The sequence below is a fragment of the Noviherbaspirillum sp. genome, from assembly GCF_035254865.1.
Lineage (GTDB): Bacteria > Pseudomonadota > Gammaproteobacteria > Burkholderiales > Burkholderiaceae_D > Noviherbaspirillum.
The window spans coordinates 64590-85542 of sequence record NZ_DATFAF010000010.1 but is presented as its reverse complement, the minus strand read 5'-3'; the positions used below and the strand labels follow the sequence as shown (position 1 = coordinate 85542).

General features: G+C 59.3%; 21 protein-coding genes. 16 read left to right on the top strand and 5 right to left on the bottom strand.

The window, feature by feature from the left end; all coding sequences use genetic code 11:
• Positions 1-13: 13 nt before the first annotated feature.
• A complete protein-coding gene (locus VJ651_RS03005; RefSeq protein ID WP_324105995.1) occupies positions 14-460 on the bottom strand; it encodes a CsgE family curli-type amyloid fiber assembly protein in 447 nt (148 codons plus the stop codon).
• 301 nt (positions 461-761) lie between these two features.
• Between VJ651_RS03005 and VJ651_RS03000 the strand changes: the two genes are divergently transcribed.
• From VJ651_RS03000 to VJ651_RS02935, 14 genes are all read left to right on the top strand, one after another.
• Positions 762-1079 (top strand): hypothetical protein, encoded by a 318-nt coding sequence (locus tag VJ651_RS03000; protein WP_324105994.1) that lies wholly within the window; start codon positions 762-764, stop codon positions 1077-1079.
• A gap of 3 nt (positions 1080-1082) precedes the next feature.
• Entirely contained in the window at positions 1083-2423 is a 1341-nt protein-coding gene (miaB, locus tag VJ651_RS02995) for a tRNA (N6-isopentenyl adenosine(37)-C2)-methylthiotransferase MiaB (protein ID WP_324105993.1), read from the top strand.
• 24 nt (positions 2424-2447) lie between these two features.
• Complete coding sequence (locus VJ651_RS02990; RefSeq protein WP_324105992.1) at positions 2448-3461, top strand: PhoH family protein; 1014 nt, start codon at positions 2448-2450, stop codon at positions 3459-3461.
• Positions 3445-3897, top strand: coding sequence for an rRNA maturation RNase YbeY (ybeY, locus tag VJ651_RS02985; RefSeq protein ID WP_324105991.1), 453 nt, complete (start codon positions 3445-3447; stop codon positions 3895-3897). The genes VJ651_RS02990 and ybeY overlap by 17 nt, the downstream gene beginning before the upstream one ends.
• Before the next feature lie 96 nt (positions 3898-3993).
• Positions 3994-4881 carry an HlyC/CorC family transporter gene (locus VJ651_RS02980; protein WP_324105990.1) on the top strand — a complete coding sequence of 296 codons (888 nt, stop codon included), beginning with the start codon at positions 3994-3996 and terminating at the stop codon, positions 4879-4881.
• 101 nt (positions 4882-4982) lie between these two features.
• Positions 4983-6542 carry an apolipoprotein N-acyltransferase gene (lnt, locus tag VJ651_RS02975; RefSeq protein ID WP_324105989.1) on the top strand — a complete coding sequence of 520 codons (1560 nt, stop codon included), beginning with the start codon at positions 4983-4985 and terminating at the stop codon, positions 6540-6542.
• Positions 6543-6612: 70 nt separating this feature from the next.
• Positions 6613-7524, top strand: a complete 912-nt coding sequence (gene glyQ, locus VJ651_RS02970) for a glycine--tRNA ligase subunit alpha (RefSeq protein WP_324105988.1) — start codon at positions 6613-6615, stop codon at positions 7522-7524.
• A 157-nt stretch (positions 7525-7681) separates the two neighbouring features.
• A complete protein-coding gene (gene glyS, locus VJ651_RS02965; RefSeq protein ID WP_324105987.1) occupies positions 7682-9766 on the top strand; it encodes a glycine--tRNA ligase subunit beta in 2085 nt (694 codons plus the stop codon).
• A 35-nt stretch (positions 9767-9801) separates the two neighbouring features.
• On the top strand, positions 9802-10362 hold the full coding sequence (gene gmhB, locus VJ651_RS02960) for a D-glycero-beta-D-manno-heptose 1,7-bisphosphate 7-phosphatase (protein WP_324105986.1): 561 nt from the start codon (positions 9802-9804) through the stop codon (positions 10360-10362).
• Positions 10363-10401: 39 nt separating this feature from the next.
• Complete coding sequence (locus VJ651_RS02955) at positions 10402-11187, top strand: lysophospholipid acyltransferase family protein (RefSeq protein WP_136418939.1); 786 nt, start codon at positions 10402-10404, stop codon at positions 11185-11187.
• The gene (locus VJ651_RS02950) at positions 11159-12082 is read left to right on the top strand and encodes a SprT family zinc-dependent metalloprotease (RefSeq protein ID WP_324105985.1); all 924 of its coding nucleotides are present in this window, start codon (positions 11159-11161) and stop codon (positions 12080-12082) included. Before VJ651_RS02955 ends, VJ651_RS02950 begins: the two co-directional genes overlap by 29 nt.
• Before the next feature lie 19 nt (positions 12083-12101).
• Entirely contained in the window at positions 12102-12491 is a 390-nt protein-coding gene (gloA, locus tag VJ651_RS02945) for a lactoylglutathione lyase (protein WP_324105984.1), read from the top strand.
• Between the two features lie 16 nt (positions 12492-12507).
• The gene (locus VJ651_RS02940) at positions 12508-13083 is read left to right on the top strand and encodes a chromate transporter (protein ID WP_324105983.1); all 576 of its coding nucleotides are present in this window, start codon (positions 12508-12510) and stop codon (positions 13081-13083) included.
• Positions 13080-13661 (top strand): chromate transporter, encoded by a 582-nt coding sequence (locus tag VJ651_RS02935; RefSeq protein WP_324105982.1) that lies wholly within the window; start codon positions 13080-13082, stop codon positions 13659-13661. Before VJ651_RS02940 ends, VJ651_RS02935 begins: the two co-directional genes overlap by 4 nt.
• A 27-nt stretch (positions 13662-13688) precedes the next feature.
• Here the strand turns inward: VJ651_RS02935 and rsmA are convergent, their stop codons facing one another.
• From rsmA to VJ651_RS02915, 4 genes are read right to left on the bottom strand one after another with little or no spacing between them, the layout of a single operon-like run.
• Positions 13689-14459 (bottom strand): 16S rRNA (adenine(1518)-N(6)/adenine(1519)-N(6))-dimethyltransferase RsmA, encoded by a 771-nt coding sequence (rsmA, locus tag VJ651_RS02930; RefSeq protein WP_324105981.1) that lies wholly within the window; start codon positions 14457-14459, stop codon positions 13689-13691.
• Positions 14456-15484 (bottom strand): 4-hydroxythreonine-4-phosphate dehydrogenase PdxA, encoded by a 1029-nt coding sequence (pdxA, locus tag VJ651_RS02925; RefSeq protein WP_324105980.1) that lies wholly within the window; start codon positions 15482-15484, stop codon positions 14456-14458. The genes rsmA and pdxA overlap by 4 nt, the downstream gene beginning before the upstream one ends.
• 6 nt (positions 15485-15490) lie before the next feature.
• Complete coding sequence (locus tag VJ651_RS02920; protein ID WP_324105979.1) at positions 15491-16885, bottom strand: peptidylprolyl isomerase; 1395 nt, start codon at positions 16883-16885, stop codon at positions 15491-15493.
• Positions 16886-16900: 15 nt separating this feature from the next.
• Positions 16901-19102: an LPS-assembly protein LptD gene (locus VJ651_RS02915; protein WP_414691295.1), complete on the bottom strand. Its 2202-nt coding sequence runs from the start codon at positions 19100-19102 to the stop codon at positions 16901-16903.
• A gap of 84 nt (positions 19103-19186) precedes the next feature.
• On the opposite strand from VJ651_RS02915, the gene VJ651_RS02910 reads away from it, so the two are divergent.
• The gene (locus tag VJ651_RS02910; protein WP_324105977.1) at positions 19187-20212 is read left to right on the top strand and encodes an aminoglycoside phosphotransferase family protein; all 1026 of its coding nucleotides are present in this window, start codon (positions 19187-19189) and stop codon (positions 20210-20212) included.
• 30 nt (positions 20213-20242) lie between these two features.
• On the top strand, positions 20243-20938 hold the full coding sequence (gene murU / locus VJ651_RS02905; protein ID WP_324105976.1) for an N-acetylmuramate alpha-1-phosphate uridylyltransferase MurU: 696 nt from the start codon (positions 20243-20245) through the stop codon (positions 20936-20938).
• Positions 20939-20953 lie beyond the last annotated feature (15 nt).

The window sequence follows — 20953 nt, the reverse complement described above, 5'->3', positions numbered from 1 at the left end:
CTCCCTCGCTTCTTTATATTTCATCGGCGCCGAGATCCGCGTCGCGGAATAACAGACGCTCGACATCGATGTCAGTCACTTGCTGATATGCAATTTCCACGGCTTGATCGCTCAAGGCTCGAATGCCGGCGCGCCCGGTCGGAAGCTGGGCCTGAAATATCCGGCGCTGCGCGTATTCGATCCAAATCCGGGTTCCCCACCGTGCCGAGGGCCGTTCGTGGATGGAAATCGCATAACGCTCGCTGAGCGCCCGGTCGCGCCATCCCGCGACGAATTGCTGGTAAAAGTCCTGGCCGGCAACGGTAACCGTCTGGTTCACGACCACACCGCCATACATTTCCTGCAATGCGCGCCTCTCGGCCTGCGTGTCGCTACTGGGCAGCGCCTGCGGTTCTGCCGCGACTTGAGCGACGCTCAGAAATGAGAGTGACACCAGCAGGAGTCGATGCAACAGCTTCATCAAATTGCTCCGTCGGGGGGTATGGTGCGGCGGCGTGGTAGGTTGCAATAAATTGCAAAATAAACAATAAAAGTAGCAGCAAAGATAGTTTTGTTTTTGATAATTGTCAATTGATTAACCGTTTGTGCGAACTTTTTCTCGCTACGAGATGTCGTGGATGCGTATCAAGCGGCTTGCCTGGAGGAAAGTTTTCGTCTACCCAGTTCCGCGCCTTCGCCGAAAGCCTGGTGGGTGCCGGTGCTATAATGGCCGCCCCGTCTGCAACAAAACAGGGTGTGAGATGCGGCATCGACGCTTGCTCATGTTATTTTTATCTGCTGTCATGGCTCTCCCGGCGCTCGCGTTTGACCGACCGTTCCCGACCAATACCAAGCGCGGCACGATGAGCCCCGCCCCCTATCCTCAAATCGAAATCGAGGGTAAAGCACGGCGGCTGTCCCCCGGCGCGCGAATCTGGAACGAGGACAACCTGATCCAGATGCCCGCATCGCTTCGTGGCAGCAACTTTGTTGTCAATTACACCGAGAATGACCAGGGCGAAATCGATCGTGTCTGGATCCTGACTGCTGACGAAGCGCGTCAGCCGCTCGCCAAACAAACGAATAGCCCGCCCCGATAATTCATGCCGAAAAAAGTATTTATCAAAACCTTCGGCTGCCAGATGAACGAGTACGACTCGGAAAAAATGGCAGACGTGCTGAATGCCGCCGAAGGCGTCGTCAAAGCCGATACGCCGGAAGAGGCTGACGTGATCCTGTTGAACACGTGCTCCGTGCGCGAAAAAGCGCAGGAGAAGGTGTTTTCCGATCTCGGTCGCCTGCGCGAACTGAAGCTGACCAAGCCTGGGCTGGTGATCGGCGTCGGCGGTTGCGTGGCTTCTCAGGAAGGCGAAGCCATCATCAAGCGCGCGCCTTATGTGGACGTGGTATTCGGCCCGCAGACATTGCATCGTCTGCCGGAATTGATTCATCAGCGCAAGGCCACCGGCCATGCACAGGTTGATATCAGTTTTCCGGAAATCGAAAAATTCGACCATCTGCCACCCGCGAAAGTCGACGGCGCAACCGCATTTGTTTCGATCATGGAAGGCTGCAGCAAGTACTGCAGCTATTGCGTAGTGCCGTATACCCGCGGCGAGGAAGTCTCGCGGCGCTTCGACGACGTGCTGGCGGAAGTGGCCGGCCTGGCGGAACAAGGCGTGAAGGAAATCACGCTGCTTGGCCAGAACGTCAATGCCTATCGTGGCGCAATGGCAGATGGAGAAATTGCGGATTTCGCACTGCTGATCGAGTATGTCGCCGAGATTCCGGGCATCGAACGCATTCGATTCGTCACAAGCCATCCCAAGGAGTTTACGCAACGCCTGATCGACACTTACGCCAAGGTGCCGAAACTGGTCAACCATCTGTACCTGCCGGTGCAGCATGGCTCGGATCGCATTCTGATGGCGATGAAACGCGGCTACACTGTCTTGGAGTACAAATCCGTGATTCGTCGCCTGCGTGAAATCCGTCCGAACATTTCTGTCACGAGCGATTTCATCATCGGATTTCCAGGCGAAACGGAAGCGGATTTCGAATCGTTGATGAAGCTGGTGAACGATATCGGTTACGACCACAGCTTCAGTTTCATATTCAGCCCGCGCCCGGGTACGCCGGCGGCAAACCTGCCGGACGACACGCCGCATGAAGTGAAGCTCAAGCGCCTGCAACGTCTGCAGGAAGTCATCGAAGCCAACACGCTGGCAATCAGCCAGCAGATGGTCGGCAGCGTGCAGCGCATCCTGGTGGAAGGTCCTGCAAAGAAGAACCCGCAAGAACTGCAGGGACGCACGGAAAACAATCGCGTCGTCAATTTCGACGGCGGGCCGAATGCGAAACGCCTTGTCGGCCAGTTGCTCGACGTGAGCATCGTGCACGCCTATCCGCACTCCCTGCGTGGAGAACTTGTCATCAAACAGTGAATCTGAAGAGAGTCGACTCAACTTTTGAAAACCAAAATTCCTGCCCAGCCACAACATTTCATTCCGGAACCGCTGGATAACAAGCGGCTTGCACACTTGTGCGGACCGATGGATGAAAATCTTCGCCAGATTTCTGCGGCACTTGACGTCACCATCTTTCGCCGTGGTGAAAAATTCATCATCAGCGGCAGCAACGGGCCACGCGCGGTCGAGCTGCTGGAAAATTTTTATCAAATTGCCGACAAGGCGATTTCAGTTGAAGACGTTCAACTGGCGCTGGTTGAACAACGCGCGGTAAGCCAGGAAAGCGACGTCGAAACGTCCGAAGAAGAGCTCGAGGAAGTCGGTCCTGCATTGAAGACCCGCAAGCATGATTTGCGGGGTCGCACGCCGCATCAGAATCAGTACCTCAAATCCATCCTTGAACACGATGTCACCTTTGGTGTCGGCCCTGCCGGTACGGGCAAGACCTATCTTGCCGTGGCATGCGCAGTCGACGCGCTGGAGCGCGATGCAGTCAAGCGTATTGTCCTGACACGGCCGGCGGTGGAAGCCGGCGAACGGCTTGGCTTTCTGCCGGGCGACCTGACCCAGAAAGTCGATCCCTACCTGCGCCCCCTGTATGACGCGCTGTACGATTTGCTTGGCTTCGATCGGACTCAGAAGATGTTCGAGAAGCAAGTGATTGAAATCGCGCCGCTGGCCTACATGCGCGGCCGCACCTTGAACCATGCGTTCATCATTCTCGACGAAGCGCAGAATACGACGCCGGAGCAGATGAAGATGTTTTTGACCCGCATAGGTTTCGGCAGCAAGGCCGTCGTGACCGGCGACGTGACGCAGATCGACCTGCAGCGCACGCAGAAGAGCGGCCTGGTCGATGCTGTTCAGATTCTCAAGAACGTACGCGGCATTGCCTTCACTCACTTTACAAGCGCCGATGTCGTGCGTCATCCCCTGGTTGCGCGCATCGTTGACGCCTACGAGGCCGCCGCTTCCCCCAAAAGCGCATCCCCCAGAAATGCCGCCCAAAAATAAACTCTCCTTGTCCGTCCAGTATCCGGATCCACGTCTGAAAGAAATCGTTCCACGCAACAAGTTGCGGCAATGGGTGCAGGCCGCATTGTTTGCGCCTGCGGAACTGACGATCCGTTTTGTGGATGCCGAAGAAGGCAGAGTACTCAATCGCGATTATCGGGAAAAGGATTACGCCACCAATGTGCTCACCTTTGCCTACACGGAAGATGAAGACAGCGAGGTAACGCAGGCCGACATCATTCTGTGCACCGATGTATTGCAGCGCGAAGCCGCGGAACAAAGGAAATCGGTGGAAGCGCACACCGCGCATCTCGTGGTGCATGGCGTGCTGCATGCGCAAGGATATGATCACGAAACAGAAGAAGAAGCGGCGGAAATGGAGCAGCTTGAGATTGAAATTCTGGCAAGCCTTGGCGAAGCCAATCCCTACAATTGATATTGGATCTTGAACAAGATGCGCGTCGGGCTTTTTTGAGTTTCGACGCGCATTTGTTGTATGCTATACCCAACTCCAACGACGGCTTCCCGCCATATGCAAGATCACCCTAGTGGTGCCAACAAGTTCATTGACACCAAACCGCACCGGTCATTGTTTGAACGCCTGACCGCACTCATTTCCCCCGAACCTGAAAATCGCGCCGAGCTTCTCGAGATTCTGCACGAGGCGCATGAACGCAACCTGATCGATGCCGACGCACTGTCGATGATCGAAGGCGTGTTCCAGGTATCCGACTTGTCCGCGCGCGACATCATGGTGCCGCGTCCGCAAATGGACGTCATCGATATCACCAAGCCCATCGAGGAATGGCTGCCATCGGTGCTGGAGACCGCGCACTCGCGCTTTCCGGCGATCGACGGTGATCGCGACAAGGTGGTGGGCATTTTGCTAGCGAAGGATCTGCTGCGCTACTATGCGGAAGAATCCTTCGAGGTGCGCGACATGCTGCGCCCTGCGGTGTTCATTCCGGAATCCAAGCAACTGAATGTGCTGCTGCGCGACTTTCGTGCCAATCGCAACCACATGGCCATCGTGGTCGATGAATACGGCGGCGTTGCCGGCCTGATCACGATCGAGGACGTGCTGGAGCAAATCGTCGGCGATATCGAAGACGAGTACGATTTCGACGAGGAAGAGGACAACATCCTTCCAGTCCGCGACGGTGCACGCGGACTGCGCTGGCGCATCAAGGCGCTGACCGAAATCGGGCAGTTCAATGAATCGCTCGGCGCGCATTTTTCGGATGAGGATGTCGACACGATAGGCGGACTGGTTGCCAATCATCTCGGCCGCGTGCCGCGCAAAGGTGATGTGTTCGATATCGACGGCTTGCGCTTCGAAGTGCTGCGCGCCGATGCGCGGCAGGTGCATGTGCTGCTCGTGGAAAAAATTCCGGAGCAGGAAGCGGAAGCTGCTTCCTGACGTGGGGCGGTGCGCGTGCCGATTGATTCGGCGCGCCGATTGGCCGGCCCGCCAACGTCTGACCAATCAATAACAATACAAAAGCATTCGCTCCCGACCGCGTGAACAAGCCCTTCTCCTTCGTCCCTTCTTCGCCGCTGATCTTCGTCCTTGCCCTGATTGCCGGCGCCGTCAACGTACTGGCTTTCGCGCCGTTCGGCATCTGGCCGCTGCAGATCGCAACGTTGGCGCTGGCATTTCGGCTGGCGGCACGCGCCGGCTCATTCAGACAAGGCCAGCTGATCGGTTGGGCCTACAGTTTCGGCTGGCTGGCGGCAGGTTTCCATTGGCTCTACATCAGCATGCACCGCTATGGCGGCTTGCCCGCATGGATGGCCGTCCTCGCGGTGGCCCTGCTTGCCTTCGCATTGAGCTTGTTCGCCGCGCTCGCAATGGGTGGCGGCACGCGCCTCAAACAACGCTGGTCCCTGCCGGATTGGGTGGCGTTGTTGTTTGTCTTCCCTTCGCTCTGGACCTTGGCCGAGTGGATGCGCGGCTGGATCTTCACCGGATTCCCCTGGATCAGTTCCGGCTATGCGCACACAAGCAGTCCGCTGGCCGGTTTCGCGCCCATCGTCGGGGTCTATGGCCTGGCCTGGATTTCCGGTCTGCTTGCAGGGTGTATCGCATTGCTGCCCGAGAAAAAGCTCCCGCTCGGCCTGGCCGCGATGCTGCTTGCCGCCGGCTTCGGATTGAAATCGGTGGATTGGACCTCCGCACACGGGCACCCGATTTCCGTGCGCCTGTTGCAAGGTAACGTACCGCAGGAAATGAAGTTCGCGCCCGAGCAGATCGAGGCCACGCTTTCCATGTATTACGACATGATTTCAGCGCAACCCGCGGATCTGATCGCTACACCCGAAACGGCCATCCCTCTGCTGTCGAGTCAACTGCCGCCGGACTACCTTGATTTGCTGTCGACATTTGTCGACAAGTCGAAAAGCCATGTCGCGCTCGGCATTCCGGTCAGCGATGGGCCGGGACAATATGCCAACAGCATGATCGGACTTTCGCCACAAGCGGCCACGCCGGCATATCGCTATGACAAGCATCATCTGGTGCCTTTCGGTGAATTCATTCCGCTCGGTGCGCGCTGGTTCGTGGAGATGATGCACATTCCGCTTGGCGATTTCACCCGCGGCAAACTGCTGCAAGCGCCCTATGCGGTCGGCGACCAATGGGTATTGCCGAACATCTGTTATGAAGATTTGTTTGGCGAGGAAATCGCAGCGCAGGTCGCCGCGGGCGGAACGGCCGCCATGCCGCAGGCAAGCATCCTGCTGAACCTGTCGAATATCGCCTGGTTCGGCGACTCGATCGCCTTGCCCCAGCATCTGCAGATATCGCAGATGCGCGCGCTGGAAACCGGCCGCCCGATGCTGCGCGCAACGAATACCGGCGCGACGGCGGTCATCAATCAGAAGGGTGAAGTCCTCGCCCGCCTCCCGCCTTTCGAGCGCGGCGTATTGTCGGCCAGCGTGCAGGGCTACCAGGGACTGACGCCATATATCCGGTTCGGCAATATCATCCCCGTCGCGGCTGCGGTTTTGCTGCTCGCCGCAGCCCGTTTATTGGGGCGCGCCAAGCGCAACAATGCGCATAAGCCCCCTAAAAACCGCTAAAATCTAGGGTTTTAGCGAGTTTCCACCATTCACCTCATCCTGGGCAGTTGCGCAGGAGGGCAACCATACGATGCTAACATTTCAACAAGTCATTCTGAAGCTGCAGGAGTACTGGGACGCGCAGGGCTGCGCCCTGCTCCAGCCTTACGACATGGAAGTCGGTGCGGGCACCTCGCATACCGCAACCTTCCTGCGCGCCATCGGGCCGGAGCCGTGGCGTGCCGCCTATGTGCAACCCTCGCGCCGCCCGAAAGACGGTCGCTATGGCGAAAACCCGAACCGCATGCAGCACTACTATCAATACCAGGTGGTGTTGAAACCGGCGCCGGAAAACATTCTCGACTTGTATCTCGGTTCGCTCGAAGCATTGGGACTGAACCTGAAGCAGAACGATGTGCGCTTCGTGGAAGACGACTGGGAAAACCCGACGCTGGGCGCGTGGGGCCTGGGCTGGGAGGTCTGGCTCAACGGCATGGAAGTCACGCAGTTCACCTATTTCCAGCAGGTCGGCGGCCTCGACTGCAAACCGGTGCTGGGCGAAATCACCTACGGCATCGAGCGCCTCGCGATGTATCTGCAGGGCGTGGAAAACGTCTACGACCTGATCTGGACCGAATGGGAAGAGCATGGCGTGACCAAACGCCTGACCTACGGCGACGTGTTCCATCAGAATGAAGTCGAGCAATCGACCTTCAACTTCGAGCATTCGAACACCGAATTCCTGTTCTCGCTGTTCTCCAATTACGAATCCGAAGCCAAGCGCCTGCTGGAAGTGCCGCTGGCCTTGCCGGCCTACGAGATGATCTTGAAAGCCGCGCATACCTTCAATTTGCTCGACGCGCGTGGCGCGATCTCGGTTACCGAGCGCGCAGCGTACATTGGACGTATCCGCAACCTGTCGCGTGCGGTTGCGCAAGCGTATTACGATTCCCGCGAGAAGCTGGGCTTCCCGATGTGCGGGGACGGTCGCAAGGCAGCTTGAGCTGCCGGCAATTTATCGAACAACGATAACTTCGACCGGGTTCCTCCTCTTCAACGAGGCGCTTGGGCGAAGGCTGGGTTTTCTGATTGATCAACCCAAACCCATGTCACCCTTCCCTTGTGCGAGAGGGTGAGAACGGAAAGAACGCAGAATAAACATGAACCAGACACTGTTAGTCGAACTGCTTACCGAAGAACTTCCGCCCAAGGCATTGGCCAGGCTGGGAGAGGCATTTGCCGCCGGCATTTTCAACGGCTTGAAATCGCGTGATTTTGTCGAAGCCGATTCCGTCGTGACCTCCTATGCGACGCCGCGCCGCCTTGCGGTCTCGATTACCAGAGTGCGCGCAAGCTCGCCCGACAAATCGATTCGCGAAAAAGTGCTGCCGGTCGCGGTCGCGCTCGACAAGGAAGGCAATCCCACGCCGCCGCTGGCGAAGAAACTGGCGGCGCTCGGATTCCCCGACCTCAAGCTGAGCGACCTTGAGCGCGCGCAGGACGGCAAGGCAGAAAGCTTTTTCCATACCTACACCGCACCGGGTTCTTCCTTGCACAGCGGCCTCGAGGCCGCGCTGGAAGAAACCGTCGGCAAATTGCCGATTCCGAAAGTGATGAGCTACCAGCGCCCCGACGGCTCCACGGTGCAGTTCGTGCGCCCGGCGCACAAGCTGATCGCGCTGCACGGCAGCGAAGTCGTGCCGGTCGCGATCCTCGGCCTGTCCGCCGGCCGGTCGACACTCGGACATCGTTTCCTGTCGCAGGGCGAACTGGCTGTCGCAAACGCGGAATCGTACGAGACGACGCTGGAAGTACAAGGCAAAGTGATCCCGTCCGTCGGCGCGCGCAAGGAAAAGATCCGCGCCGCTCTGCTCGAGAAAGCCGGTCACGACAAGGTGCTGATGCCCGAGGCCTTGCTCGATGAAGTCGCCGCACTGGTGGAATGGCCGGTGGTCTACCCGTGCAACTTCGAAGAAAGCTTCCTCGCCGTGCCGCAGGAGTGCCTGATCCTGACGATGCAGACCAACCAGAAATATTTCGCACTGACCGACGCGAACGGCCGGCTGCGTTCGCGTTTCCTGATCGTGTCGAATCTGGAGACGACGGATCCGCAACACATCATCGGCGGCAACGAGCGCGTCGTGCGCCCGCGCCTGTCCGATGCAAAATTCTTCTTCGAGCAGGACAAGAAAAAGAAACTGGCAGACCGCTTGCCCGGCCTGGCCAATGTGGTCTATCACAACAAGCTCGGCACCCAGGCGCAGCGCACCGAGCGCGTCAAAACGCTGGCCGGCAAGATCGCCCAGGCGCTGAAAGCCGACGTCGCACTCGCCGAACGCGGCGCGTTGCTCGCAAAGACCGACCTCCTGACCGACATGGTCGGTGAATTCCCTGAGCTGCAAGGCATCATGGGCACCTACTATGCGCGCCACGATGGCGAGCATGAGGAAGTGGCGCTGGCGGCGTCCGAGCACTACCAGCCGCGTTTTGCGGGAGATGCATTGCCCGCAACCCAAACCGGCACGGTGGTCGCACTGGCGGACAAGCTGGAAACACTGGTCGGCATCTGGGGCATCGGCCTGCAGCCGACCGGCGACAAGGATCCGTTCGCATTGCGGCGTCATGCACTCGGCGTGTTGCGCATGCTGGTCGAAAAGCGCTTGCCATTGTCGCTGGACACATTGCTGCGGGATGCCGCGCAACTGTTTGCCGGCAACACCAACTTCAAGAACTCCACTGCGGACGTCCTGAATTTCATGCTGGACCGTCTGCGCGGCTTGCTGCGCGAACGCGGCTACGCACAGAACGAAATCGAAGCGGTGGTGGTACAAAATCCCGACCGCCTCGACAACATCATCGAGCGCCTGGATGCCGTACATGCCTTCGCGGCATTGCCGGAAGCCGAATCGCTTGCGGCGGCCAACAAGCGCATCACCAATATCCTCAAGAAAACCGAAGTCGGCACCGGCGCGGTACAGCGCAGCTTGCTGAAAGAAGCGGCGGAGGCAGGTTTGTATTCCGCGATCGTCGAACTGAAACCACGCGTCGATGCCGCCTTCGCCAAAGGCGATTACACCGGCACCTTGAAGTCCCTCGCGCATTTGCGCAATGATGTGGACGCCTTTTTCAATGACGTGATGGTGATGGCCGAAGACGAGCAGCTGCGCAACAACCGCCTTGCGCTGCTGTCCGATCTGCATGGCATGATGAATCAGGTGGCGGATATTTCAAAGCTGGCAGCGTGAGCGCCAGACTGAGCATACCAACAGAGCACGCGAGCATGAAACTGATCATCCTGGACCGTGACGGCGTCATCAACTACGACTCGGACAAGTTCATCAAGTCGCCGGACGAATGGGTTCCGATTCCCGGTTCTCTGGAAGCCATCGCCCGCCTGAATCAGTCCGGCTATCGCGTCATCGTGGCCAGCAACCAGTCCGGCATTGCACGCGGCCTGTTCAACATCGTGACGCTGAACGGCATCCATCAAAAAATGCACACGACGGCAAAGCAGGTCGGCGCCACGATCGACGCCGTCTTCTTTTGCCCGCATGCGGCCGACGACAACTGCGACTGCCGCAAACCCAAGCCCGGCATGCTGCAGGAAATCGCAAAACGGTTCAATGTCAGCTTGAAAGGCGTGCCGACGGTCGGCGATTCGCTGCGCGATCTGCAAGCCGGCTTTGTGTCGGGTTGCACACCCTACCTGGTCCTGACCGGAAAAGGAAAAAAGACGCAAGCCACCGGCGGCCTGCCTCCGGGCACAACCGTTTATCCCGATCTGGCCGCCGTGGTCGACCATCTATTAAAAACGAATGTGGATGTTCCTGCCGCCGCGTGATTCGCGCCGCTGGAATGTATTCCCATGACTGGAGACTCGATGTCCAACTTCAATCTGTTCCTGCGCTCGCTCCTGTTCACGTTGCTGATGATTCTCGCAACGCTGATCTGGGCGCCGATGTGCTTTCTGTTCGCGCCGCTGCCCTATAACAAGCGCTACTTCCTGACCTCCTTCTGGAACCGTTTCGTGATCTGGGCCGCCAAGACGATTTGCGGCATCCGGTATCAGTTCAAGGGCTACGAAAATCTGCCGGATTCGCCGGCCATCCTGTTGTCGAAACACCAGTCGGCCTGGGAGACGATTTTCTTTCTCTATGCGATGCCGCGCCCGCTGGTCTACGTATTCAAGAAAGAGCTGCTGTATATCCCGTTCTTCGGTTGGGGCATTGCGCTGCTGCGCATGATCCCGATCGATCGCGGCAATGCGCGAGATGCGTTTGCACAGGTGGTCGAACGCGGAAGGAAGCGGCTGGCGGATGGCCAGTGGATCATCATGTTCCCGGAAGGGACGCGTTCGCATGTCGGCAAGAAGGGCAAGTACAAGGGCGGCGGTGCACGGCTCGCTGTGGAAACCAACACCGTCGCGGTGCCGATTGCGATGAATGCGGGCGAATGCTGGCCGAAGAATTCCTTCATCAAAAAGCCTGGTCTCATCACCGTATCGATTGGCAAACCGATCTCACCAAAAGGGCTGACCGCACCTGAGTTAATGCAACAAGTTGAAAATTGGATAGAATCTGAGATGCGAGTCATTTCCTCGCCCGGAATTTATTCAAAAGACAATCTCTCAGACTCCCTTGAAGCTGCTACGCCAGACTCCGCCTGATCCACAGCAGCTTGCGCTGCAGCTAGACTTTTTTTCTCCAGAATTTTCTTCCCAGCCCAGGGTCGATCAGCCGGCGCCGAAACAGGCGCCGGGATCGGCACTGGTTCCGCAACGCGAACCGCTGGAATTGGCCCCGACACCGGGAACACCGCCTCCGAACACACCCCAGACAGGCAGACGACGCATTCAGGTCGATCAGCATATCCTCGATTACCGCCTGCTGCGTTCCAAGCGCCGCTCGATCGGGTTTCTGATCGATGACGACGGCTTGCGAATCACCGCACCGCGCTGGGTTACCGTTGCGGAAATCGAAAGCGCGATCCGTGAAAAGCAGCGCTGGATTCTTGCCAAGCTGAGCGAACGCCGCGAACGTTCGGCGCGCCGCCTGCAGCCGCACATGCAGTGGTGCGATGGCGCAATCCTGCCTTATCTTGGAAATGACGTGAAGTTGCGCATACTCGCCGCGCAGTCGGCGGGCATTGCTTACGATGCAAGCACGCGCGAACTGACGGTTTGCCTGCCGCCGGACGCCGGCGAACAACAGTTGAAAGATCGTGTCCAAGGATGGCTGCAGGCCGAAGCAAAACGCATTTTTGCCGAGCGCCTGCCGCTCTATGCGGAAAAGCTCGGTGTCAGCTATCGGTCATTCGCCTTGTCGTCGGCGGCAACGCAATGGGGCTCCTGCACCGCCGAGGGCAAGATTCGATTGAACTGGCGGCTGATCCACTTTGCCATGCCGATGATCGACTATGTGGTTGCACACGAGTTGTCGCATCTGCGCGAGATGAATCACAGCCCGCGCTTCTGGGCCACGGTGCAATCCGTGTTCCCGGAATTTCAGGCGGCCAAGCGGGTATTGCGCGAGAGCGGGCCGGAAACGCTGCCTATCTTCTGAACAACAACAGGAAATCATCATGCGTATTCTTCACACCATGCTGCGGGTCGGCGACCTGCAGCGCTCCATCGATTTCTATACCAAGGTGCTCGGCATGAATCTGCTGCGCACGACCGACCGGCCGGAGCAGAAATACACGCTGGCCTTCGTCGGCTACGGCAAGAATCCCGAGCATGCAGAACTCGAACTGACTTACAACTACGGTGTCGAGAAGTACGATCTCGGCGACGCCTACGGCCATATCGCGATTGCAGTGGAAGACGCCTACAAGACCTGTGAGAACGTGAAAGCGCAAGGCGGCACCGTCACGCGCGAAGCAGGCCCGGTCAAAGGCGGATCGACGGTGATCGCCTTCGTGCAGGATCCGGACGGGTACAAGATCGAGCTGATCGAGCGCAAGCCCGCATAAAGGCTTCGATCGACTCATGGAAGCACCTGCCACAAGCGACCACCCGCGCCCTCAGTCTCTGAGCGACCTGTTCATTTCCTTTTCCCTGCTGGCGCTACAAGGCTTCGGCGGTGTACTTGCCATCGTCCAGCACGAAATCGTGGAAAAGAAGCGCTGGATGACAAGGGAAGAATTCGTGGAGGAGTGGGCCGTCGCGCAGATCATGCCCGGCCCCAACGTGGTGAACCTGTCGCTGATGATTGGCGGCCGCTATTTCGGCTTGCGGGGAGCGCTCGCGGCCCTGGCGGGCATGCTGACCGCACCGCTGATCATCGTGTTGCTGCTGACCTTCATCTATGCACAATTCGCCGACCATCCCGCGCTTGCCGGCGCCTTGCGCGGCATGGGCGCTGTTGCTGCCGGCCTGATTACGGCAGCCGGATTGAAGCTGCTCACCGCGCTCAGGACAAGCCCGCTTGGCATGCCGCTCTGTATCGCGCTCAGCGTCGCCTGCTTCATCGCGGTCGCACTGCTCCACTGGCCGCTTACCTATGTGCTGCCGGGACTAGGCGGGATTGCGTACGTGCTGGCCTATCGAAAGCTCAAGCCGTGAGTGGCGCCTTGATTTCCCTGCAATGGAGCGACTGGATTCAGCTCTTCGTGCATTACCTGGCGCTGTCCTTGCTGTCCGTCGGCGGCGCGATCACGACGGCGCCCGACATGCACCGCTACCTCGTGGATGAGCAGCACTGGCTGACGGATCCGCAGTTCAATGCATCGATTGCCATCGCCCAGGCGGCGCCCGGGCCGAATGTCCTGTTCGTGGCCCTGATGGGCTGGCATGTCGGCATCAATACCGGCAGCCTCTGGATGGGCCTGTTCGGCGTGCTGCTCACCATGGTCGGTATCATGTTGCCCAGCACGACCCTCACCTACCTGGCCGCGCAATGGGGCCATCGCAACCGCAGTTTGCGCGCGGTGCGCGCGTTCAAGCTGGGCCTGGCACCGATCGTGATTGCGCTGCTGATTTCCACCGGCTGGATTCTGACCAGCGCCCACGACAACCCGGCGAGAGATTGGCGGCTGTGGCTTTTGACGCTGGTGGCGGCCTTGCTGATCTGGCGCACCAGAATGCCACTGCTGTGGATGCTCGGCGTCGGCGCACTGCTCGGGTGGTTCGGACTGGTTTAAGTCGGACAGGCGCGCCCATTCTCGGCGTCAGGGCAAGCTGTTTGCCAATGCCACGAACTGCTCGACCGGCACCGCTTCCGGCCGTGCCTGCGGGTCGATGCCGACGTCGATCAAATCGGCCTCGGTAAACATGCCGGCGAGGCAATTGCGGATGACCTTGCGCCGTTGCGAGAAAGCCTTCGCCACCACCTGCTCCAGCTTCGATGCATCGCACGGCAGAGGCTGTGCAAGCGGAATCATGCGCACGATGGCCGAGTCGACCTGGGGTGGAGGATCGAAAGCGCTCGGCGGCACCACAAACAGCAATTCCATGTAATAGCGCCACTGCAGCATGACCGACAAGCGGCCGTACGTCTTGCTGCCCGGCGCGGCGACCATGCGTTCGACCACTTCCTTCTGCAGCATGAAATGCTGGTCCTGCACCTGTGGCGCGATCTGCGCAAGATGAAACAGCAGCGGGCTGGAGATGTTGTAGGGCAGATTGCCGACCACGCGCAGCTTGTGCCCGGGTTCGACGGAAATCGATGCGAAGTCGAATTGCAGTGCATCGCCCTCGTGGACGATCAGACGCGCGGGATCGAAGGTTTTCTTCAAGCGTGCGACCAGATCGCGATCGAGCTCAACCACATGCAACTGCTTCAGCGACTCAAGCAGCAGGCGCGTCATCGCCGCCAGGCCGGGGCCGATCTCCACCATCGTGTCGTCGGCTTTCGGGTCGATGGCGCGAATGATGTCATACAACACCGACTGATCGGTCAGGAAGTTCTGACCGAAGCGTTTGCGTGGGATATGTTTCATTGCGCCTTGGTGGATGAAGCGGCCGCCATCTGCGCCGCCATCTTGATTGCTTCCAGCATGCTGCCATGGTCAGCATGCCCAAGTCCGGCCGCAGCGAGATCGAGCGCAGTGCCGTGGTCGACTGAAGTCCGAATGATGGGCAGGCCGAGTGTGATATTGACGCCGCGCCCGAAGCTCGCATGCTTCAGCACGGGAAGGCCCTGGTCGTGATACATCGCCAGCACGCAATCCACCTGCTCCAGATATTTTGGCTGAAACAGGGTATCGGCCGGATAGGGGCCGCGCGCGTCGATGCCTTTTGTCTGCGCAGCCTGCAGCACCGGCGTGATCACATCGATTTCCTCGCGACCGAGGTAACCGCCCTCACCCGCATGCGGATTCAATCCGGTGACGAGAATGCGCGGATTGGGCAATCCGAATTTGCGTTGCAGATCATGATGCACGATCTCGATCGTGCGCATCAGGCTGTCGAAGGTGATCGCCGCAGCCACGTCTTTCAGCGGCAAATGCGTCGTTGCCAGGGCGACGCGAAGCAAGGGCTCTCCGCCGGCCAGCATCATGACGACCTGCGGCGTGTTCGTCTTTTCCGCGAGATACTCAGTGTGTCCTGTGAACGGCACGCCGGCGTCATTGATCGTGCTTTTCTGCAGAGGCGCGGTCACGATGGCATCGAACTGCTTTTGCATGGCGCCTTTGATGGCGACATCCAAGGTTTGAAGAACGGCGCGCCCGTTGCGCGCATCCAGCTTGCCCGGCACTGCCGGTTCGTTCAGCGGGCAATCGATCACGGCGATCTGCTCGTGTGCAAGATGCGGCAGACCGCTGTTGCGGAATGCGAGTGTCGAGATCGCGACCAGCCGGATCGCCGGATCGATGTCGGATGCCGTCATGGACAGGAGCGCGGCGTCGCCGATCAGCACGCTGTTCACGCTGTCGCGCAGCGCCCATGCCGCCTTGATGGAAATCTCCGGGCCGATCCCTGCCGGCTCGCCGCAGGTGATCGCGATGGTCGGTCGGGTGCTCACGGCCGCTTATTGCGTATCGCTGACGTCGAAGCGATATTCGACGTAGGCACGATCGCGCACCTGGCGCAGCCAGTCCTGCGTCGCCTCTTCCAGCTTGCGTTCACGGATCGCCTGCCGCGCGATCAGGCGCTGGCGCTCCTGCGAGACGTCATCTTTCTTGCGCTCCAGCACCTGGATCAGGTGATAGCCGAACGGCGATTCGATCGGCTCGCTGATCTGCCCCGGCTGCAGCGCATCCATTGCGCGCTCGAATTCAGGAACGGTATCGCCCGGATAAATCCAGCCGAGATCGCCCCCCTTGGAGGCCGACAGATCGTTGGAAAACAGTTTCGCCAGATCCTCGAACTTGGCGGCCTTGTTGTCCAGGCGCTGTTTGAGCTCCGTCAGCTTGCGCTTGGCATCGGCGGGCGACACGATCTGGTTCACCTTGATCAGGATGTGGCGCACATGCGTCTGCTGCACGGCCGCCGCGCCGCCGGCCTTCATCACGCTAGGGCTGCGCTTGCCGTCCAGCTTCAGGATGTGGAAGCCATTGGAGCTCTTGAGGAGCTGCGAAGTCTCGCCTTGCTTCATGCCGGCGATCGTATCGACGAACAATTGCGGCAGGCGGTCCGGATTGCGCCAGCCGAGATCGCCGCCGTTCAATGCATCGGTCGCGTCGGAATAGGTCGCCGCCAGCTTGGCGAAATCGCCTCCCGCCTGCACTTGCTGGAGCACGCCTTCCGCGCGCTTGCGTCGCTCGGCAATCTGCTCGGCGGTCGCATTCTCCGGAATGCGCACTAGAATATGCGACAGCTTATATTCCTGCTGCGCCTGCGCGCCCTGTTCCGCGGCGAGATAGTTGTCGACTTCCGATTCCGTGATCTGGATCTTGTTGTCGACCTCGCGTTCGCGCAGACGCTGCATGATGATCTCTTCGCGAATCTCTTCGCGGAATTTCGCGAACGGCGTGCCTTCACGCTCGAGCTGGGTGCGGAACTCCTGCAGCGACATCTTGTTCTGTTCGGCGATGCGCGCCACGGCGCGATCGAGCATGCTGTCGTCAACGCGGATGCCGTATTCTTTTGCCAACTGCATTTGCGCGCGATCGACGATCATGCGCTCCAGCAGCTGACGCTGGAATTCGGGCTGGGGCGGCAAGGCGATGCCCTGGTTCTTCATGCGGCGCTCGACCACGCGCATGCGCTCAACCAGCTCCTGGCGCGTAATCACCTCGTTATTGACAACGGCGATGATCGCATCGGCAAGATAGATGCGCGGCGCCTTTTCGGCTTGCGCGCCCGTCGTCTTGACCTGAGCGCCAGCCTGCGGCAGCACGCTGATGGCGGCACACAGCGCGACCGCGAACCGGAAGCGGGACAAGGATTTCGCAGTCTTGAGCGTGGTCGAAAGAATTTTCATGTTTGACATGCTTCGTTATGGGTTACTGGGTTGATTCACCAACTGGTAGCCAGGAATGCTGGCCCTCAGCGCATCAAGGGGATTGGAGCCGAGGCGGGTCAGTCCGTTCAACTCAAGCTGGAAAAACAGGGCCGAGGTCGCCTCGCCTGTCGCGGTCGGGATGCGCTGGCCGACCATGCGGAAAACCCAGCAGTCGGCCTTGTATTCCACGCCAAGCAAGCCTTCCGCCACTTTGCTGTCGGGCAGCGAGTAGTTTACACGGGCCACGCCGTACCAGCGATTGGCAAAAGGCCATTGCGCCGCCACATCGACCTGTTCAAGCCGGTTCACCCGGTCGCGGCGGTATTGCAGATTGAACACGCGCTTGGGTGCCGGCTGCCAGCGGACGCCGTAGTTGGCGCGGCTCATCGAGTGCAGCGACTGGCTGTACTGGATATTGTTTTCGATGCTCAGTTTCGGACTGATTTGCCCGTACAGCGACAGCAGCAGGTCCGAACGGCTTTCGTTGCGCACCGGCCCCAGGGTCACCCGTTGCTCGCTGAAGTAAAAGCGCTGGCCGACTGCGAAACGCATGCGCTCGGCGCCGGTCGGCTCAATGTAACGCGTGATCAATGCAGCGGTCAGCTGATTGGCGTCGCTGATGCGGTCATTGCCGACAAAGCGGTTCTCGCTGAACAATTGCGCGAAGCTGAGATCGGCTTCCGCCGTATCGAAATTGGGATAGGCACTCTGATCGCGATACGGCGTGTACACATAGAACAGACGCGGCTCCAGCGTCTGCGTCATGCTGCTGCCGAAGAACGCCGCATCGCGTTCGAACACCAGGCCGCCGTCCATCGACAGGGTGGGCAACACACGCGTCAGGTCGTTTGTCGCGCCCGGCGTCGGCGTCTGCAAATGGTATTTGGTCGCATGCAAGGACAGCTTCGGCGTGAAGAAATATCCGGGCTGAATGAGCGGATACGCAATGCGCGGATTCACCAGAAAGCGGTCGCCTTCCACGAAGGTCGAGTTCGGATGCGTAAAGCGCGTGAGCTCCGAATCGGCAGTCCAGTCGAAACCGTTCACATCCAGCTGGCCGGCATGGACCGACAGTTGCGGCATGCGATCATAAGGACGGGTAATCGGCACGATCGGGTCCTGCAGCACCTGGAAATTCGAGGTGCGCAAGGTCGCGTTCCAGAAGCTGCTGCCGTAGGATAGCGCGACATCGCGCAACAGCAGGCGCTGCGAAGCCGTCGTGATGGTGCGCGAGAAATCGCTCGGATAGTCGTTATCGGAGGCGCTGTTGACATTCCATCCGAAGCTCCAGCCGGGCGCCAGTACCTGCGAGTGCGTCGATGAGATCGCATAACGATTGGTTCCGGTGCGGTGATCGTTGTTCAGGACCTCGGCCCTGGTTGCACCGGAGTATCCGTCGCCCAGATAGCGCGCCTCGCCGCCCAGCTGCAGACCACGGCGCGCATAGAGCTTTGGATACAGCGTGAAGTCGCGATTGGGCGCAATATTGAAATAATACGGCTGCGTGAATTCCAGACCGCCCTTGTTGGTAGTGCCGATGGTCGGCGGCAGAAGGCCCGTCTTGCGCGCGTCCGACAGCGGAAACGACATCGCCGGTGCGAACAGGATCGGCACGTCCTTGAAATACACCGTTGTGCGCCGCGCATAACCTTCGTCGCGCCCGGCATCGAGATTGAGCTTGCTCGACTTCAAGTACCAGTCCGGATCGGGACCTTCGCAAGTGCTGTACGAGCCTTCGACGACGGCCGCGCGGTCTTCACCCTCGAAATTGATGCGCTCGGCCTGACCCTGCGCATTGTTGCGCCCGAGGTGGTAGGTCGGATGCAGGACATACCCTTCCTGCGCCTCGATCTTGAGTTTCAGCTCGTCGCCGGTATAGGCGTCGCCAAGGCGGCGCATGCGGATGTTGCCGCTCGCCTCGACCTCATCTTCCGGAATCCGGTAAGTTGCCTTGTCGGCATTGATGACCGTCGGGCCGCGCGTGATTTCGACATTGCGCTCCAGGTTGATTTCCCGATCGGGCCGGCCGGTCATCTGTTCGGCGCTGACGGTTGCCGGTTCGTCCTTGTCTTTCACCAGCGAGGATTTCGCCGTTGCTTGCGCTGAAACGAGCGTCGGCGCCGACGCCACCGTGAGAGCGGCGGTCAGGATGCGAAGCAAACGTTGCGATGGAGGAAATGCTGGGAGCCGGTTCATGAAAAGAGAGGATTGACTGGCGCTTTTTTGAGTTGAATCCCTTATTATATGGGAACTCCCCGTCTATAGGCCTCAGGTAGTTTCATGTCTGTAAATACTCCCGCTGATCTCCGTCTAATTCAATTGAAAGAATGGCTGGCTACGGTGCCAGACATCAAAGTCCTTCCGGAATCGATCCGGCCGGCTTCTTCCGACGCCAGTTTCCGCCGTTATTTCCGCGCCGATGCAGGCGATGGCGCCACCTATATCGTGATGGATGCTCCGCCGCCGCAAGAGGATGTGCGCCCGTTTATCCATGTCGCCGAGGTGTTCGGCGATGCCGGCGTTTCCGTCCCCAAAGTGCTCGCGCAGGACGTCGCGCGCGGCATTTTGCTGCTGTCCGATCTCGGTTCGACCACCTACCTGAATCAACTCAACCACGATACGGCCCACAAGCTTTATCTGGATGCAATCGACGCCCTGGTGCTGATCCAGGCGCAAAGCAAGCCGGACATCCTGCCGGAATACGACCGCGCACTGCTGCACCGCGAGCTGATGCTGTTTCCGGAATGGTATGTCGGCAAGCATCTTGGCGTCACGATGACAGACAAGCAATCCGAAGTGCTGAACAAGGTCTTCGAAACCCTGCTTGCGAACAATCTCGCCCAACCGCAGGTCTATGTGCATCGCGACTATCACTCGCGCAACCTGATGGTCCTGGGGCAAGGCAATCCCGGCATTCTGGATTTCCAGGATGCGGTCTACGGCCCGATTACCTATGACCTGGTGTCGCTGTTGCGCGATGCCTATATCCAGTGGGACGAAGAAATGGTGCTGGACTGGGCGATCCGCTACTGGGAACGCGCGCGCCGCGCGGGACTGCCGGTCAATCCGGACGTTGACGCCTTCTATCGCGACTTCGAGTTCATGGGCCTGCAACGGCATCTGAAAGTACTCGGCATTTTTGCGCGGCTCTATCATCGCGACGGCAAGGATGGCTATCTGAAGGACCTGCCGCTGGTGATGGAATACACCCGCAAGGCAGCCGGCCGCTACAACGCGCTGGCGCCACTGATCAGGTTGCTGGATGAGCTGGAAGAAAAGGCGCCATCGGTCGGCTACACTTTCTGAGACTGCAAGGATGAACGGAATTTCGCAAGCATGAAAGCCATGATTTTCGCCGCCGGACGCGGCGAGCGGATGCGTCCGCTGACCGATGATTGCCCGAAGCCGCTGCTGAAAGTGCGCGGCCGGCCCTTGATCGTCTGGCACATCCTGAATCTTGTACGCGCCGGCATCACCGATATCGTGATCAATCACGCGCATCTCGGCCACATGATCGAGGAAACACTGGGAGACGGTTCGCGGTTTGGTGCGCGCATTGCCTATTCCGCCGAAGGCACAGCGCTGGAAACTGCCGGCGGCGTAGCCAAGGCACGTCATCTTCTCGGCGAAGAGCCCTTTGTCGCGATTGCCGCCGACATCTATTGCCCGCACTTCGATTTCGAGCAGGTCAAGGATGCGCTGAAAGACAATGACATGTGGGGCAATCCGCATCCGCGCGACAAGCGCGATGTCGCCTGGCTCTACCTGGTGAAAAATCCGCCGCATCATCCGAAAGGCGATTTCGGATTGCACAGTTTTTCCGTGGTCAATGAAGGCGAGCCGCGCTACACGTTCTCCGGCATTGGTGTATACCGTACGGAGATCTTCGATTCCGTCGAGCCTGGCCAATCGGCGCAGATTGCACCCATCCTGCGCGAATATGCTTCACGCGGGCAGGTCGGCGGCGAAGTGTATCGCGGCGACTGGACCGATGTCGGCACACCGGAACGCCTGGCGCAACTGAACGGCTAGAAGAACGCAAAGGAG

What these genes read in the sequence shown, in the direction of transcription:
- glyQ (WP_324105988.1), top strand. Translation starts at nt 6,613, where the DNA reads ATGCTAACATTTCAACAAGTCATTCTGAAGCTGCAGGAGTACTGGGAC.
- murU (WP_324105976.1), top strand. Translation starts at nt 20,243, where the DNA reads ATGAAAGCCATGATTTTCGCCGCCGGACGCGGCGAGCGGATGCGTCCG.
- miaB (WP_324105993.1), top strand. Translation starts at nt 1,083, where the DNA reads ATGCCGAAAAAAGTATTTATCAAAACCTTCGGCTGCCAGATGAACGAG.
- VJ651_RS03005 (WP_324105995.1), bottom strand. Translation starts at nt 460, where the DNA reads ATGAAGCTGTTGCATCGACTCCTGCTGGTGTCACTCTCATTTCTGAGC.
- VJ651_RS02955 (WP_136418939.1), top strand. Translation starts at nt 10,402, where the DNA reads ATGTCCAACTTCAATCTGTTCCTGCGCTCGCTCCTGTTCACGTTGCTG.
- VJ651_RS03000 (WP_324105994.1), top strand. Translation starts at nt 762, where the DNA reads ATGTTATTTTTATCTGCTGTCATGGCTCTCCCGGCGCTCGCGTTTGAC.
- glyS (WP_324105987.1), top strand. Translation starts at nt 7,682, where the DNA reads ATGAACCAGACACTGTTAGTCGAACTGCTTACCGAAGAACTTCCGCCC.
- gmhB (WP_324105986.1), top strand. Translation starts at nt 9,802, where the DNA reads ATGAAACTGATCATCCTGGACCGTGACGGCGTCATCAACTACGACTCG.
- rsmA (WP_324105981.1), bottom strand. Translation starts at nt 14,459, where the DNA reads ATGAAACATATCCCACGCAAACGCTTCGGTCAGAACTTCCTGACCGAT.
- VJ651_RS02920 (WP_324105979.1), bottom strand. Translation starts at nt 16,885, where the DNA reads ATGAAAATTCTTTCGACCACGCTCAAGACTGCGAAATCCTTGTCCCGC.
- gloA (WP_324105984.1), top strand. Translation starts at nt 12,102, where the DNA reads ATGCGTATTCTTCACACCATGCTGCGGGTCGGCGACCTGCAGCGCTCC.
- VJ651_RS02980 (WP_324105990.1), top strand. Translation starts at nt 3,994, where the DNA reads ATGCAAGATCACCCTAGTGGTGCCAACAAGTTCATTGACACCAAACCG.
- ybeY (WP_324105991.1), top strand. Translation starts at nt 3,445, where the DNA reads ATGCCGCCCAAAAATAAACTCTCCTTGTCCGTCCAGTATCCGGATCCA.
- VJ651_RS02915 (WP_414691295.1), bottom strand. Translation starts at nt 19,102, where the DNA reads ATGAACCGGCTCCCAGCATTTCCTCCATCGCAACGTTTGCTTCGCATC.
- VJ651_RS02940 (WP_324105983.1), top strand. Translation starts at nt 12,508, where the DNA reads ATGGAAGCACCTGCCACAAGCGACCACCCGCGCCCTCAGTCTCTGAGC.
- VJ651_RS02910 (WP_324105977.1), top strand. Translation starts at nt 19,187, where the DNA reads ATGTCTGTAAATACTCCCGCTGATCTCCGTCTAATTCAATTGAAAGAA.